This window comes from Pseudomonas alcaligenes, from assembly GCF_014490745.1.
GTDB lineage: Bacteria > Pseudomonadota > Gammaproteobacteria > Pseudomonadales > Pseudomonadaceae > Aquipseudomonas > Aquipseudomonas alcaligenes_C.
Map to the genome: position 1 here is coordinate 303,147 of NZ_LZEU01000001.1, position 14,126 is coordinate 317,272.

The 14,126-nt window shown below is 65.5% G+C and carries 14 protein-coding genes; 7 read left to right on the plus strand and 7 right to left on the minus strand.

What is annotated here, in order from left to right; all coding sequences use genetic code 11:
- Window positions 1-113: 113 nt before the first annotated feature.
- Window positions 114-2,024, plus strand: coding sequence for a CASTOR/POLLUX-related putative ion channel (locus A9179_RS01390; RefSeq protein WP_187804076.1), 1,911 nt, complete (start codon window positions 114-116; stop codon window positions 2,022-2,024).
- A 187-nt stretch (window positions 2,025-2,211) separates the two neighbouring features.
- Window positions 2,212-3,528: a methyl-accepting chemotaxis protein gene (locus tag A9179_RS01395; protein WP_187804077.1), complete on the plus strand. Its 1,317-nt coding sequence runs from the start codon at window positions 2,212-2,214 to the stop codon at window positions 3,526-3,528.
- A gap of 61 nt (window positions 3,529-3,589) precedes the next feature.
- Here A9179_RS01395 and A9179_RS01400 read toward each other — a convergent pair whose 3' ends face one another.
- The 7 genes from A9179_RS01400 to gshB all read right to left on the minus strand — a co-directional run bounded on the left by A9179_RS01400 (window position 3,590) and on the right by gshB (window position 9,410).
- Window positions 3,590-4,861 carry a dihydroorotase gene (locus tag A9179_RS01400; RefSeq protein WP_187804078.1) on the minus strand — a complete coding sequence of 424 codons (1,272 nt, stop codon included), beginning with the start codon at window positions 4,859-4,861 and terminating at the stop codon, window positions 3,590-3,592.
- Complete coding sequence (locus tag A9179_RS01405) at window positions 4,861-5,862, minus strand: aspartate carbamoyltransferase catalytic subunit (protein WP_187804079.1); 1,002 nt, start codon at window positions 5,860-5,862, stop codon at window positions 4,861-4,863. Before A9179_RS01405 ends, A9179_RS01400 begins: the two co-directional genes overlap by 1 nt.
- A gap of 9 nt (window positions 5,863-5,871) precedes the next feature.
- A complete protein-coding gene (gene pyrR, locus A9179_RS01410) occupies window positions 5,872-6,381 on the minus strand; it encodes a bifunctional pyr operon transcriptional regulator/uracil phosphoribosyltransferase PyrR (protein ID WP_187804080.1) in 510 nt (169 codons plus the stop codon).
- Between the two features lie 17 nt (window positions 6,382-6,398).
- Window positions 6,399-6,839, minus strand: a complete 441-nt coding sequence (gene ruvX, locus A9179_RS01415; RefSeq protein ID WP_187804081.1) for a Holliday junction resolvase RuvX — start codon at window positions 6,837-6,839, stop codon at window positions 6,399-6,401.
- Window positions 6,836-7,402, minus strand: coding sequence for a YqgE/AlgH family protein (locus tag A9179_RS01420; RefSeq protein WP_187804082.1), 567 nt, complete (start codon window positions 7,400-7,402; stop codon window positions 6,836-6,838). The genes ruvX and A9179_RS01420 overlap by 4 nt, the downstream gene beginning before the upstream one ends.
- Window positions 7,403-7,454: 52 nt before the next feature.
- Window positions 7,455-8,351 (minus strand): energy transducer TonB, encoded by an 897-nt coding sequence (locus A9179_RS01425; RefSeq protein ID WP_187804083.1) that lies wholly within the window; start codon window positions 8,349-8,351, stop codon window positions 7,455-7,457.
- Window positions 8,352-8,438: 87 nt separating this feature from the next.
- Window positions 8,439-9,410 (minus strand): glutathione synthase, encoded by a 972-nt coding sequence (gshB, locus tag A9179_RS01430; protein WP_187804084.1) that lies wholly within the window; start codon window positions 9,408-9,410, stop codon window positions 8,439-8,441.
- 243 nt (window positions 9,411-9,653) lie between these two features.
- Here gshB and pilG point away from each other — a divergent pair, with 243 nt between their 5' ends.
- The 5 genes from pilG (at window position 9,654) to A9179_RS01455 (ending at window position 14,118) form a co-directional block, all read left to right on the plus strand.
- Window positions 9,654-10,061: a twitching motility response regulator PilG gene (pilG, locus tag A9179_RS01435; RefSeq protein WP_043310982.1), complete on the plus strand. Its 408-nt coding sequence runs from the start codon at window positions 9,654-9,656 to the stop codon at window positions 10,059-10,061.
- Between the two features lie 48 nt (window positions 10,062-10,109).
- Window positions 10,110-10,475: a twitching motility response regulator PilH gene (gene pilH, locus A9179_RS01440; RefSeq protein ID WP_183087484.1), complete on the plus strand. Its 366-nt coding sequence runs from the start codon at window positions 10,110-10,112 to the stop codon at window positions 10,473-10,475.
- Between the two features lie 47 nt (window positions 10,476-10,522).
- Window positions 10,523-11,059, plus strand: coding sequence for a chemotaxis protein CheW (locus A9179_RS01445; protein WP_187804085.1), 537 nt, complete (start codon window positions 10,523-10,525; stop codon window positions 11,057-11,059).
- Between the two features lie 84 nt (window positions 11,060-11,143).
- Window positions 11,144-13,186 carry a methyl-accepting chemotaxis protein gene (locus tag A9179_RS01450; RefSeq protein WP_187804086.1) on the plus strand — a complete coding sequence of 681 codons (2,043 nt, stop codon included), beginning with the start codon at window positions 11,144-11,146 and terminating at the stop codon, window positions 13,184-13,186.
- A 68-nt stretch (window positions 13,187-13,254) separates the two neighbouring features.
- Window positions 13,255-14,118, plus strand: a complete 864-nt coding sequence (locus tag A9179_RS01455) for a CheR family methyltransferase (protein WP_187808469.1) — start codon at window positions 13,255-13,257, stop codon at window positions 14,116-14,118.
- The last annotated feature ends 8 nt before the right edge of the window (window positions 14,119-14,126 follow it).

Sequence of the window (14,126 nt, forward strand, 5' to 3'; positions counted from 1 at the left end):
GGCGACGTTTGGCAATGCCTGTAACCGCATGTTTCGCCCGGCGCGCCCGGCTGTTAGAGTCGGGCGCACTGCAGTCAGTCGTCTGCAGACGTCATCCCAGGGAGGGGGCAGACATGCCACACCAGAGCATTACCTGGCGCGATCAACTGCGCTATCGCTTCGAGAACACCTTGTCCAAGGGGCCGATCGCCATCATCGGCTGGCTCGGCCTGGTCTCCTCCCTGGTGGTGGCGCTGGCCACCGCCCTGCTGATGCTCCTGCACGTGAGCAGCGACCCGAGCGATCCAGCCAGCCAGCTGGGCTTCGCCGAAGGCGCCTGGCAGAGCCTGATGCACGCCATCGACAGCGGCAACCTGGCCGGCGACCAGGGCTGGCACCTGCGCGCGCTGATGCTGCTGGTCACCCTCAGCGGCATCTTCATCGTCAGTATCCTCATCGGCACCATCACCTCCGGCCTGGAAGCGCGCCTGGCCGAGCTGCGCAAGGGCCGCTCGCGGGTGATCGAGAGCCAGCACACGCTGATCCTTGGCTGGTCGAGCAAGGTCTACTCGATCATCGGCGAACTGCTGATCGCCAACGAAAACCAGAAGCAGCCGCGCATCGTCATCCTCGCCGACCGCGACAAGGTGGAGATGGAAGACGACATCCGCGCCAAGTTCCCCAGCACCGGCAACACGCGGATCATCTGCCGCCGTGGCGACCCGCTGGATCTGGATGACCTGGAAGTGGTCGACCCGCACAGCGCGCGTTCGGTCATCGTGCTGGCGCCGGAGATCGACAATCCGGATATCTACGTGATCAAGAGCGTGCTGGCGCTGACCAACAACCCCAACCGCAAGGCCGAGCCGTACCACATAGTCGCGGAGATCCGTCATGCGCGGAACCTCGAGGCGGCGGCCCTGGTCGGCGGCGACGAGGCGCTGTTCGTCCAGGGCGAAGACCTGATCGCCCGCGTCACCGCGCAGACCTGCCGGCAGTCCGGGCTGTCGGTGGTGTACACCGAGCTGCTGGATTTCGACGGCGCGGAGATCTACTTCAAGGAAGAGCCGGCGCTGCTCGGCAAGACCTTCCGCGAAGTCCTGGTGGCCTACGAAGACTCGGCGGTGATGGGCATCATGCGCGCCGACGGCGAGCCGCTGATCAACCCGCCGATGGACACCCGCATGGGCCAGGGCGACCTGGTGATCGCCATCAGCGAGGACGACGACACCCTGGTGCTGGCCGCAGAGGCACCCACCACGCCGGACAAACGCGTGATAGTGCAGGGCGCGCGCAGCGAGCCGCAGCCCGAGCGCACCCTGATCCTCGGCTGGAACGAGAAGGCCGCGGCGATCATCCGCGAGCTGGACAACTATGTGGCGCCCGGTTCGGAAGTGGTGGTGGTGGCCCAGTGCGAAGGCGCCCGCGAGGAAGGCCAGGCCCTGGCCAAGCGCCTGCAGAACCAGGGCCTGAAGTTCTCCGCCAGCGACATCACCAGCCGCGCGGTGATCAACGCCCTGCGCGTCAGCGAGTTCAACCACATCATCCTGCTCAGCTACACCCACCTGCCGATGCAGGAGGCCGACGCCAAGACCCTGATCTCCCTGCTGCACCTGCGCAGCATCGCCGAGCAGAGCGGCAAGCCGCTGGCCATCGTCAGCGAGATGATGGATCTGCGTAACCGCGCCCTGGCCGAGGTGGCCAAGGCCGACGACTACATCGTCAGCGACAAGCTGGTCAGCCTGATGCTGTCGCAGCTGTCGGAGAACAAGGGGCTGGAGCGGGTGTTCCGCGTGCTGTTCAGCTCCGAGGGCTCGGAGATCTACATCCGGCCGATCAGCGACTACGTCAAACCCGGGGTGCCGGTGGACTTCTACACCCTGATCGAGGCTGCCGCCCAGCGTGGCGAAACGGCCATCGGCTATCGCCGCGTGGCCCTGGCCAACGACAAGGAGCAGGGTTACGGGGTCAAGCTCAACACCCTCAAGCGCGAGAAGATCACCTTCGAGGCGCGCGACCAGATCGTCGTGCTGGCCGAAGACTAAGTGTCGCCCGCCGTGCAGAGCCCGCCGCCCGGCGGGCTTTTTATTGGCCGGCTGTTGGCTACCGGCGGCGCTGACTCGCCATTCGGCGCCGGCTCAAGGAGTGTTGCCTGGCGCCGATAGGTTTGGCATCTGTTACAAGATTTTTCGGCCTATGCTGAATACTCATCTCTACGGAAGGAGGACTTCCATGTTCGGTTCCGGTCTTCGCAACGAGTTGCAGCAGTGCCAGTCCCAGCTTGCCTCCAGCCAGCAGGCGCTGGCGGCCATCAAGCAGACCATGGCCATGATCGAGTTCACCGCCCAGGGTGACATCCTCGATGCCAACGAGCCGTTCCTGACGACCATGGGTTACCGCCTGGACGAGCTGCGTGGTCAGCACCATCGCATGTTCTGCCCCAAGGATCTGCTGGCCAGCCCGGCCTACAGCCAGTTCTGGCAGCGCCTGGGCAATGGCGAGAGCTTCAGCGACCGCTTCATGCGCGTGGCCAGGGGCGGCCGGGAGATCTGGCTGGAAGCCAGCTACCTGCCGGTGCGCGACGCAGACGGGCGGGTCTGCCGGGTGATCAAGGTGGCCACCGACATCACCGCCCAGGTGCATGCCGAACATCAGCACGAGAGCCTGCTCAACGCGATCAACCGCTCGATGGCGGTGATCGAGTTCAACCTCAAGGGCGAGGTGATCACCGCCAACGACAACTTCCTGCACACCATGGGTTACCGCCTGGAGGAAGTCCGCGGCAAGCACCACAGCCAGTTCTGTGACCGCGAGGAGGCCGCCAGCGACGGCTACCGGCGTTTCTGGCAGCGCCTGAACCAGGGCGAGTTCATTTCCGATCGCTTCAAGCGCATTGCCAAGTCGGGCCAGACCATCTGGCTGCGGGCCACCTACAACCCGCTGTACGACGCCAGCGGCCAGCTCTATGGGGTGGTCAAGTTCGCCAGCGACATCACTTCCCAGGTCGAGCATCGCGAGGCCGAGGCGGCCGCGGCGCAGCTGGCCTTCGCCAGTGCCAGGGAGACCGACTCCAGTGCGGTCGCCGGGGCCGGCACGGTCGAGGAGGCGGTGTACATGGTGCGCGGCATCGCCGACGAGCTGGGCCAGGTGGCCGGCAAGGTCGGCGCCCTCAGCGAGCAGTCCGAGCGCATCAGCAGCATCGTCCAGGTGATCCGTGGGATCGCCGAGCAGACCAACCTGCTGGCGCTCAACGCGGCCATCGAGGCGGCGCGGGCTGGCGAGCAGGGTCGCGGCTTCGCCGTGGTCGCCGACGAGGTGCGCAACCTGGCGGCGCGCACCAGCCAGGCCACGGTGGAGATCAACGAGGTGGTGCGCCTCAACCACGAGCTGGCCCAGCAGGCGGTCAGCGGCATGGACGGCAGCAAGAACAAGGCCGAGGAGGGCGTGCAGCTGGTCAACCGTGCCGGCGAGGTGATGCAGTCGATCCGCAGCGAGGCGCAGCGGGTGGTGGATGCCATCGGCCAGTTCACCGAGGCCATGCAGGACTGAAGCGCCGTCCGCTAAATGAAAAGCCCGCCAATCGGCGGGCTTTTGCTTGCTGGGGCTGGGCTCAGTTGCGGAAGCTGGGCCGGCCGTCCACCAGGGTATGGCGCACCTTGCCCGGCAGGCAGTGACCGATGAACGGGCTGTTGCCACCCTTGGAGTACCAAGTTTCGCCGGCCAGGGTCTGGCCTTCGGCCTCGAACAGCAGCAGGTCGGCCGGGGCGCCCACGGCCAGGCGCCCGGCGGGCAGGCGCAGGGCCTTGGCCGGGCCGCTGGTGAGGCGGGCGAGCAGGGTCGGCAGATCGAGCAGGCCGTCCTGCACCAGGGTCAGGGCCAGCGGCAGCAACAGCTCGACGCTGCTGATGCCCGGCTCGGTGGCGCCGAAGGGTGCCAGCTTGGCATCCGCCTCGTGGGGCTGGTGGTGGCTGGCAATGGCGCCGATCACCCCGGACTTCACGGCCTCGCGCAGGCCGTCGCGGTCGAAGGCGGTGCGCAGCGGCGGCTGCACGTGGTACAGGCTGGAGAAACCGTGCAGCGCCTCGTCGGTGAGGATCAGCTGGTACATCGCCACGTCGGCGGTCACCGGCAGGCCGCGGGCCTGGGCGGCGGCGATCATCTCGGCGCCACGGGCGCTGGTGATCTGGCTGAAGTGCGCGCGCACGCCGCTCTGCTCGACCAGCAGCAGGTCGCGGGCCAGGGCCACGGTCTCGGCGCTTTCCGGAATGCCCGGCAGGCCGAGGAAACTGGCGGTGGCGCCTTCGTGGGCCAGGCCACCGGCGGCGAGGTCGGCATCCTGGGCGTGGAGAATCACCGTCAGGTCGAAGGTGGCGGCGTATTCCAGGGCGCGGCGCAGGGTACGGTTGTTGGCCATCGGTGCCAGGCCGTTGGCGAAGGCCACGCAGCCGGCGTCACGCAGGGCCACCAGCTCGGCCAGCTGTTCGCCGGCCAGGCCTTTGGTCAGCGCGCCGATCGGGAATACCTTGGCATGCCCGGCTTCCTGGGCGCGGTCGAGGATCAGTTCGGCCACTGCCGGGGTATCCAGCACCGGCTTGGTCAACGGCGGGCAGCACAGGCTGGTGACGCCACCGGCCGCGGCAGCCAGGGTCTCGCTGGCGATATTGCCCTTGCGGCTGTAGCCCGGCTCGCGCAGGGCCACTGCCAGGTCGACCAGGCCGGGGGCGGCGATCAGGCCGCGGGCGTCGATGTCCTGCTCGCTGACGAAGCCGCTCGGCGCCTGGTCGAAGGCGGCGATCTTGCCGCCGTCCAGATAGAGGTCGCGTACCTGATCCAGGCCGCTGGCCGGGTCGATGACCCGGGCTCCGAGGATACGCATACGCATCAGTTGTGCTCCTCGGCATGCAGTTGACGCTGGGCGGTCTGCCCGCTCATGGCCATCGACAGCACGGCCATGCGGATGGCGATGCCGTAGGTGACCTGGTTGAGAATTACCGACTGCGGGCCGTCGGCCACCGCCGATTCGATTTCCACGCCGCGGTTGATCGGCCCCGGGTGCATCACCAGGGCGTCCGGCTTGGCCAGCTTGAGGCGCTGCTCGGTGAGGCCGTAGAGCTTGTAGAACTCGCCTTCGCTGGGCAGCAGGCCGCCGGTCATGCGCTCGCGCTGCAGGCGCAGCATGATCACCACGTCGACGTCCTTGAGGCCTTCGGCGAGGTCGGTGTAGACCTTCACTCCGTACTGCTCGATGCCCGCGGGCAACAGGGTCTTCGGCCCGATCACGCGGATGTCCGGGCAGCCCAGGGTCTTCAGCGCCAGCATGTCCGAGCGTGCCACCCGCGAGTGCAGGATGTCGCCGACGATGGCGACGGACAGGTTTTCGAAGCTGCCCTTGTGGCGGCGGATGGTCAGCATGTCGAGCATGCCCTGGGTCGGGTGTGCGTGGCGGCCGTCGCCGCCATTGATGATCGCCAGGTTCGGGCACACGTGCTCGGCGATGAAGTGCGCGGCGCCGGAATCGGCATGGCGCACCACGAAGATGTCGGCGGCCATGGCTTCGAGGTTGCGCAGGGTGTCGAACAGGGTCTCGCCCTTGCTGGTCGAGCTGGTCGACACGTTGAGGCTGATCACGTCGGCCGACAGGCGCTGGGCCGCCAGTTCGAAGGTGGTGCGGGTGCGCGTGGAGTTCTCGAAGAACACGTTGCACACGGTCTTGCCGCGCAGCAGCGGGACTTTCTTCACGGCGCGGGCGCCGACTTCGAGGAAGGAGTCGGCGGTGTCGAGGATTTCCGTCAGCAGCTCGCGCGGCAGGCCGTCGAGCGAGAGGAAGTGGCGCAGCTGGCCCTGGTCGTTGAGCTGCAGCGAGCGCTTGGCGTCGGTGGGCATGGGCAGGCCTTAGGAATCAGAGAGAGTTTGCAGCTCGAGGGCGAGCGGCGCGGGGCCGAGCAATTTTACCCGTTCGTTGGCCGCCAGGGCGAGGGTCGCACCCAGCACGTCGGCGTGGATCGGCAGTTCGCGGGCGTCCAGGTCGAGCAGGCTGACCAGGGTTACGCTGGCCGGGCGGCCGTAGTCGAACAGCTCGTTGAGGGCGGCGCGGATGGTGCGCCCGCTCATCAGCACGTCGTCGATCAGCACCAGGTGCTGGCCGTCGATCTCGAACGGCAGCTCGGACGGGCGCACCTGCGGGTGCAGGCCGCTGCGGGTGAAGTCGTCGCGGTAGAAGGATACGTCCAGGGTGCCCAGCGGGCTGTCGAGCTGCAGCTGCTCGAGCAGGGCCTGGGCGACCCACACGCCGCCGGTGCGGATGCCGATGAAGTGCGCCTGGGCGATGCCGCGGCGCTGCAGCAGGCTCTGCAGCTCGCGGGCCATGCGTGGCAGCAGTTCGGCGGGGTTGGGCAGGGTCATGGGCATTCCTCTCGCAATCATTGCGCTGGGTGTTCGGCCAGCCAGCCTTCCAGCAGCAGGGCGGCAGCCAGGGCGTCGACCGGGTTGTCGCGGTAACCGCCACGCTGGCCCTGGGCCAGGCGCTCGCCCTTGGCCTCGAAGGTGGTCAGGCGCTCGTCGTGGGTGTGCACCGGCAGGTTGAAGCGGCCATTGAGGCGGCGGGCGAACTTCTCGGCGCGTTCGCTCATCTCGCTGGGTGTGCCGTCCATGTTCAGCGGCAGGCCGACCACTATGGCGTCCGGCTGCCATTCCTTGACCAGCGCCTCGACCTTGTTCCAGTCCGGCACGCCGTTCTGGGCTTTCAAGACGCAGAGTTCGCGGGCCTGGCCGGTGATCACCTGGCCAACGGCGACGCCGATCTGTTTGGTGCCGTAGTCGAAGCCGAGCAGCAGGCGCAGGGGCTTGGCCGGTGCGCTCATGCGTGGCCGGCCTGGGCGGTGAGCAGGCTGAGGTTGACCCCCAGGCGCGCGGCGGCGGCGCCCAGGCGCTGCTCGGCCGGCGTGTCGAAGAGGATGGCGCTGTCGGCCGGGCAGGTCAGCCAGGCGTTGTCGGCCAGCTCGGCCTCCAGCTGGCCGGCTTCCCAGCCGGCATAGCCGAGGGTGATCAGGTGTCTGTCCGGGCCGCTGCCGTCGGCGATGGCGAACAGCACGTCCTGGGAGGTCGACAGGGCCAGTTCGCCCAGCTCCAGGGTGGCCTGGAAGCTGTGCCCGGCAGGGTGCAGGACGAAGCCGCGGTCGGTCTGCACCGGGCCGCCGGCGAAGATCGGCAGGCTCTGGCAGCGGGCCGGCGGCAGGTCGTCGGGGCGCAGCTGCTCGAGCACGTCGGCCAGGCACAGGTCGTTCGGCCGGTTGATCACCAGGCCCATGGCACCCTGTTCGTTGTGTTCGACCAGGTAGGTGACGGTCTGCGCAAAATTCGGATCGGCCATGTGCGGCATGGCGATCAGGAAGTGGTGCTTGAGGTAACTGGCGACGGTTTTCATGGCGCTAGTTTCGACCCTGTTGCCGTCGGCTTCAAGCGTTGTGCGGTCGCGGTCAGTTGCTGGACAGGCGGTCGCCGCGCTCGAAGCGCCAGGTGCGGATGATTTCCAGGCGGTCGATGTCGGCCAGATCGCCGGTGAACGGGGCGAACGGCGCGGCCAGGCGCACGATGCGCAGGGCGGCCTGATCCAGCACCGTCTGACCGGATGACTCCAGCACCTGCACCTCGTAGATGGTGCCGTCACGGTTGATCGACACCAGCAGGCGCAGGCTGCCGTAGACGCGCTGGCGGCGGGCTTCCTCGGGGTAGTTGAGGTTGCCGACGCGCTCGACCTTCTTGCGCCAGTCGTTCTTGTACCAGGCGCCCTTGTCGCGCATGGTCGAGGCAGCGTTCAGGCGCAGGATCTTCGGCCGTTTGGCGTAGCGCTGCACGTCCTCGGCCAGATCCGCTTCCAGGCTGGCGATTTCCGCCGACAGCTGGGTGCTGTCGAACACCGGCGCCGGCTGGGCGTCGGGTTGCGGTTCGTCTTCCTTGTGCCGGGTGGCGACTTTCTGCGGCTGCGGCATGCGGGTGGCGACGGCGGCCTTGGTGGTCGCTTCCTTGCGCTGGCTCGGTGGCGGCGCCGCGGCCGGGGTGACCTTGTTCACCTGGGTGTCCTGGAAGGGTGCCTGGTGGGTGGTCTTGGGGATGGCCTTCTTGTCCAGGCTGCCGCTGCCCTGCTGGTTGTTCTGCGCCAGGTAATCGGCGTCCTTGGGCTTCTCTTCGCTCTTGAAGGTGGCCAGGGTGATTTCCAGGCTCTTGCTGATCGTCCCCGGCTTGGCCAGGGTGAAGCTGACGCCGAGGATCAGCGCCAGGTGCAGGATGGTGGCGACGAACAGGGTGAAGCCCAGCCGGTCGGCCGGGCGGACACCGCTGCTGGGCAGTTCGGGCGGGAGGGTGGCTGCGTTCATCGGGTACCGGCAGACATCAGATTGCCGCGCAGTCTGCCGGCTCGCCATGGCTGCCGGCAAGCGCGATGCGCCAAGCTGCCACCTGCTTCAAGCTTTCGCGGCGCGGCCGCTGGCCTGCAGCTTGGCGGCGATGGCGTCCATCAGGCGTTCGCCGATGCGGGTGTCGAAGGCCTTGTCGATTTCGCGGATGCAGGTTGGGCTGGTCACGTTGATTTCGGTCAGGTGCTCGCCGATCACGTCCAGGCCGACGAACAGCAGGCCTTTCTCGCGCAGCACCGGGCCGACTTCGGCAGCGATCCAGCGGTCGCGCTCGGTCAGTGGACGGGCCTCGCCGGTGCCGCCGGCGGCCAGGTTGCCGCGGGTTTCGCCCTGCGCCGGGATACGTGCCAGGCAGTAGGGCACCGGTTCGCCGTCGATCATCAGGATGCGCTTGTCGCCGTCCTTGATTCCCGGCAGGTAGCCCTGCGCCATGCATTGCTGGGTGCCGTGAGCGGTCAGGGTCTCGAGGATCACCGAGAGGTTGGGGTCGCCCTCGCGGTGGCGGAAGATCGAGGAACCGCCCATGCCGTCCAGGGGTTTGAGAATGATGTCACGCTGCTGTTTGGCGAACTCGCGCAGAATGTCTGGCCGGCGGCTCACCAGGGTCGGCGGCATGCAGTGCGGGAACAGGGTGGCGAACAGCTTTTCATTGCAGTCGCGCAGGCTCTGCGGGCGGTTGACCACCAGGGTGCCGGCACGTTCGGCCTGTTCCAGCAGGTAGGTGGAGTAGACGAACTCGTTGTCGAACGGCGGATCCTTGCGCATCAGGATCACGTCCAGCTCGGCCAGCGGCAGATCGGTTTCGGCTTCCAGGGCGAACCACTGCTGCGGGTTGTCGAACACCTGCAGCGGGCTCATGCGGGCACGGGCTTCGCCGCCCAGCTGGTACAGATCCTTCTGCTCCATATAGAAGAGCGACCAGCCGCGGGCCTGGGCGGCCAGTAGCATGGCCAGCGAGCTGTCCTTCTTGAAGCTGATCTGCGCGATGGGATCCATGACGATCCCGAGGCGAATGCTCATGGGGAATCTCCGCAACCTGGGGCCGGCGAAATAGAGGGCCGAAGTGGCCGTGCCGGGATGCGCAAGGGTGGCTCCAGCGCTCGTGCTGGTCAAGAAAAACCCCCTACGTCAGGGGCTTATAGATTGCGCTTGTATAGTGTGCTAAAAAGACCCGACGATCGGGTCGTAGCCCGTCGGTGGCAGGGCCTCAGGCACACTGTATAACGTAAAACAACGACTCACCGAGGCAATGGTAGGGCAGACATGGAACAGCATTCCGAGGGTTTGAAGGTCATGGTGATCGACGATTCGAAAACGATTCGTCGCACCGCTGAAACTCTGCTGAAGAAGGTAGGTTGCGAGGTCATCACTGCGGTGGATGGCTTCGATGCGCTGGCCAAGATCGCCGATACCCATCCGAGCATCATCTTCGTCGACATCATGATGCCGCGGCTCGATGGCTACCAGACCTGCGCCCTGATCAAGAACAACAGTGCTTTCAAATCCACTCCGGTGATCATGCTGTCCTCCAAGGACGGCCTGTTCGACAAGGCCAAGGGCCGTATCGTCGGCTCCGACCAGTACCTGACCAAGCCCTTCAGCAAGGAAGAGCTGCTCGGTGCGATCAAGACCCACGTGCCCGAATTCGTCCCGGTGGAACAAGCTTCCTGATTCGATCCGGCCACAAGCCGGTGATGCCTATTCCGTATGGGGAACTCCATGGCTCGTATTTTGATTGTTGATGACTCTCCGACTGAAATGTACAAACTGACCGCGATGCTGGAAAAGCACGGTCATCAGGTGCTCAAGGCTGAAAACGGCGCCGACGGCGTGGCCCTGGCGCGCCAGGAGAAGCCCGATGCCGTGCTGATGGACATCGTCATGCCGGGCCTCAACGGCTTCCAGGCAACCCGTCAGCTGACCAAAGACGCGGAAACCGCACATATTCCGGTGATCATCGTCACCACCAAGGATCAGGAGACCGACAAGGTCTGGGGCAAGCGCCAGGGCGCACGCGACTACCTGACCAAACCGGTCGACGAAGATACGCTGATGAAAACCCTGAACGCGGTACTGGCCGGCTAAAGCCGCGCCAGTCCGTCGCTCAATAACAAGAAAAGGCCAAGGCCGGCATGTCGGACGCGCAATCCCCCTTCCAGCTCCTCGTCGCTATCGATCAGCGCTGTCGCCTGCTGGCGGCGGGTCTGCCGTCGCAGCAGCGCACGGTGCAGACCTGGAGCGGTATCGGTTTCCGCATGGGCGAGCGCTATTTCGTGGCGCCCATGGGGGAGGTCGGCGAAGTTCTGCATGAGCCTCGGTATACCTTGCTGCCCGGTGTGAAGAACTGGGTCAAGGGTGTGGCCAACGTGCGTGGCCGGCTGTTGCCGGTCATGGATCTGTGTGGCTTTTTCGGTTCCGAACTGTCGCCGCTGCGCAAGCAGCGGCGGGTGCTGGTGGTGGATCACCAGGAAGTGTTCGCCGGGCTGACGGTCGACGAAGTATTCGGCATGCAGCATTTTCCGGTGGACACCTTCTCCGAGCAGTTGCCACCGCTCGAGGCGGCAATCCAGCCTTTCATTCATGGTGTCTTCCAGCGCGAGCAGCCCTGGTTGGTGTTTAGCCCGCATGCGCTGGCCAAGCACCAGGGCTTTCTCGACGTAGCGGTATAAAGCTTTTCGGTTGGGTCGGCAGTTGCCGGCCCTTTGGCGTTACATGGGAACCGTAGTGCGGTCGGTCCAGGCGGGGGCCAGATAATGAAAAAATTCAATGCAGGCAATCTGTTGGCGGGTGTGCGCAGTAACACACTGATCGCAGGGCTGTTTATCGTCCTGATCGTGTCGATCGTGTTGTTGTTCGCCAACTTCGCCTACCTCAACACCCAGTCCAACTATGACAAGGAATACATCAGCCACGCCGGTGAGCTGCGTGTTCTGTCCCAGCGGATTGCGAAGAACGCCACCGAAGCCGCGACCGGCAAGGCAGCTGCCTTCCCGCTGCTGAAAGAGGCGCGCAACGGCTTCGAACAGCGCTGGGGCTACCTGACCAAGGGCGACGAAAGCACCGGCCTGCCGGTTGCGCCGGAGTCGGTCAAGGCGCAGATGGACGACGTGCAGAAGGACTGGGACAGCCTGCGGCAGAACTCCGACGCCATTCTGGCCAGTGAGCAGACCGTACTCTCGCTGCACCAGGTAGCCGCCACCCTGGCCGAAACCATTCCGCAGCTGCAGGTCGAGTACGAGGAAGTCGTCGACATCCTCCTGCAGTCCGGCGCACCGGCCGCCCAGGTCTCGGTTGCCCAGCGCCAGTCGCTGCTCGCCGAACGTATCCTCGGCTCGGTGAACAAGGTACTGGCCGGTGACGAAGACTCGGTACAGGCCGCCGACATGTTCGGCCGCGATGCCAGCCTGTTCGGTCGCGTACTCAAGGCGATGATCGAAGGCAACCAGGCCATGGAGATCTCCAAGGTCACCGACACCGAGGCGCTGGAGCGTCTGGCCGAGATTTCCGAACTGTTCCAGTTCGTATCCGGTTCGGTGGACGAGATCCTCGAGACCTCGCCGGAACTGTTCCAGGTGCGTGAATCCGCCAGCACCATCTTCACCGGTTCGCAGACCCTGCTGGACAAGGCCTCCGGCCTGACCAGCAACTTCGAGGATCTGGCTGCCGGCCGTTACTTCAACACCCTGGCCGGTTATGTGCTGGGTGCCATCGCTCTGGCCTCGATCATCCTGATCGGCCTGGTCATGGTGCGTGAGACCAACCGCCGACTGGCCTCCACCGCCGAGAAAAACGAACGTAACCAGGCGGCGATTCTGCGACTGCTCGACGAAATCGCCGACCTCGCCGACGGTGACCTGACCGTAGCCGCGACGGTAACCGAGGACTTCACCGGTGCGATCGCCGACTCCATCAACTACTCCATCGACCAGCTGCGCGACCTGGTAGCGACGATCAACTCGACCGCCGTCCAGGTGGCCGCCGCTGCCCAGGAAACCCAGGCCACTGCAATGCACCTGGCCGAGGCTTCCGAGCACCAGGCTCAGGAAATCGCCGGTGCTTCCGCGGCGATCAACGAAATGGCCGTGTCGATTGACCAGGTATCGGCGAACGCCGCGGAATCCTCCGCGGTAGCGGAACGTTCCGTAGCCATCGCCAACAAGGGTAACGAAGTCGTACACAACACCATCACCGGCATGGATAACATCCGTGAGCAGATCCAGGACACCTCGAAGCGGATCAAACGCCTCGGTGAATCGTCCCAGGAGATCGGTGACATCGTTAGCCTGATTAACGACATTGCCGACCAGACCAACATCCTCGCACTGAACGCCGCGATTCAGGCCTCCATGGCCGGTGACGCGGGTCGCGGCTTCGCCGTGGTAGCGGACGAGGTACAACGCCTCGCAGAACGTTCCTCGGCGGCAACCAAGCAGATCGAGGCGCTGGTTAAGACCATTCAGACCGACACCAACGAAGCGGTTATCTCCATGGAGCAGACCACTTCCGAAGTAGTGCGCGGTGCCCGCCTGGCGCAGGACGCCGGTGTGGCCCTGGAAGAGATCGAGAAGGTATCCAAGACCCTCGCGGCCCTTATCCAGAACATCTCCAACGCCGCCCGTCAGCAGGCTTCGTCGGCTGGCCACATTTCCAACACCATGAACGTGATTCAGGAAATTACCTCGCAGACCTCCGCAGGTACCACCGCTACCGCCAAGAGCATTGGTAACCTGGCCAAGATGGCCAGTGAGATGCGCCGGTCGGTATCCGGCTTCACCCTGCCGGAAGGCCAGGCCTAAGCGGGAGAGGGGCAGCGGCCCGCGAGGGCGGCTGCCCGGGGCACTCGGCCATGAGCGAGGGGCACGGCATGCAGCCAAGCGGCGTCTGGGCCTTGAAACCCCTGGCCGAAATGTCGCAGACGGAGTTCCGCGACTGGCAGACCCTGCTGGAAGAGCGTACCGGGGTGGTGATCAACGAGCAGCGCCGGGCCTTTCTGCAGACCAACCTGACCGCGCGCATGCGCGAACTGGAAGTTGCCGACTACGCCACCTACTACCGCCAGGTGACCGATGGGCCGCGTGGCGCGGTGGAGTGGGCGACCCTGCTGGATCGTCTGACCGTGCAGGAAACCCGCTTCTTCCGTCATCGCCCGTCTTTCGATGTGCTGGAAAGTTATCTGCGCGGGCGTCTGGCCACCGATGAGGGCCAGCAGCCCTGGGCCCTGTGGAGCGTCGGCTGTTCCAGCGGCGAAGAGCCTTACTCGATGGCCATCTGCGCCGCCGAGGTGCTGAGCGATACCGAGAGCAGCCGGCAGTTCGGCGTGACCGGTACCGATATCAGCCTGAATGCGTTGAACAAGGCGCGCGAAGCGACATACGGCGCGCGCCGGCTGGAACAGATGGACGCGGATCTGTGCGAGCGTTACTTCGCCGCCCAGGCCGATGGCCGTTGCAAGGTAGTGCCTGACCTGGCGGAGCGCATCTGCTTCGCCAAGTTGAATGTGCTGGAACTGGCCAAGGCGCCAATGACCGGCATGGACGTAATTTTCTGTCAGAACCTGTTGATCTACTTCCGCCGCTGGCGGCGCCGCGAAATCCTCAATCGCCTGGCCGAGCGCCTGGCCCCTGGGGGCATGCTGGTTGTCGGGGTGGGGGAAGTGGTCGGTTGGCAGCATCCGGATCTGGAGCCGGTAGCTGACGAGCGGGTTCTGGCGTTTACCCGCAAGGGCTAAGAAAAGCA

What these genes read in the sequence shown, in the direction of transcription:
- A9179_RS01390 (WP_187804076.1), top strand. Translation starts at nt 114, where the DNA reads ATGCCACACCAGAGCATTACCTGGCGCGATCAACTGCGCTATCGCTTC.
- A9179_RS01395 (WP_187804077.1), top strand. Translation starts at nt 2,212, where the DNA reads ATGTTCGGTTCCGGTCTTCGCAACGAGTTGCAGCAGTGCCAGTCCCAG.
- A9179_RS01400 (WP_187804078.1), bottom strand. Translation starts at nt 4,861, where the DNA reads ATGCGTATGCGTATCCTCGGAGCCCGGGTCATCGACCCGGCCAGCGGC.
- A9179_RS01405 (WP_187804079.1), bottom strand. Translation starts at nt 5,862, where the DNA reads ATGCCCACCGACGCCAAGCGCTCGCTGCAGCTCAACGACCAGGGCCAG.
- pyrR (WP_187804080.1), bottom strand. Translation starts at nt 6,381, where the DNA reads ATGACCCTGCCCAACCCCGCCGAACTGCTGCCACGCATGGCCCGCGAG.
- ruvX (WP_187804081.1), bottom strand. Translation starts at nt 6,839, where the DNA reads ATGAGCGCACCGGCCAAGCCCCTGCGCCTGCTGCTCGGCTTCGACTAC.
- A9179_RS01420 (WP_187804082.1), bottom strand. Translation starts at nt 7,402, where the DNA reads ATGAAAACCGTCGCCAGTTACCTCAAGCACCACTTCCTGATCGCCATG.
- A9179_RS01425 (WP_187804083.1), bottom strand. Translation starts at nt 8,351, where the DNA reads ATGAACGCAGCCACCCTCCCGCCCGAACTGCCCAGCAGCGGTGTCCGC.
- gshB (WP_187804084.1), bottom strand. Translation starts at nt 9,410, where the DNA reads ATGAGCATTCGCCTCGGGATCGTCATGGATCCCATCGCGCAGATCAGC.
- pilG (WP_043310982.1), top strand. Translation starts at nt 9,654, where the DNA reads ATGGAACAGCATTCCGAGGGTTTGAAGGTCATGGTGATCGACGATTCG.
- pilH (WP_183087484.1), top strand. Translation starts at nt 10,110, where the DNA reads ATGGCTCGTATTTTGATTGTTGATGACTCTCCGACTGAAATGTACAAA.
- A9179_RS01445 (WP_187804085.1), top strand. Translation starts at nt 10,523, where the DNA reads ATGTCGGACGCGCAATCCCCCTTCCAGCTCCTCGTCGCTATCGATCAG.
- A9179_RS01450 (WP_187804086.1), top strand. Translation starts at nt 11,144, where the DNA reads ATGAAAAAATTCAATGCAGGCAATCTGTTGGCGGGTGTGCGCAGTAAC.
- A9179_RS01455 (WP_187808469.1), top strand. Translation starts at nt 13,255, where the DNA reads ATGCAGCCAAGCGGCGTCTGGGCCTTGAAACCCCTGGCCGAAATGTCG.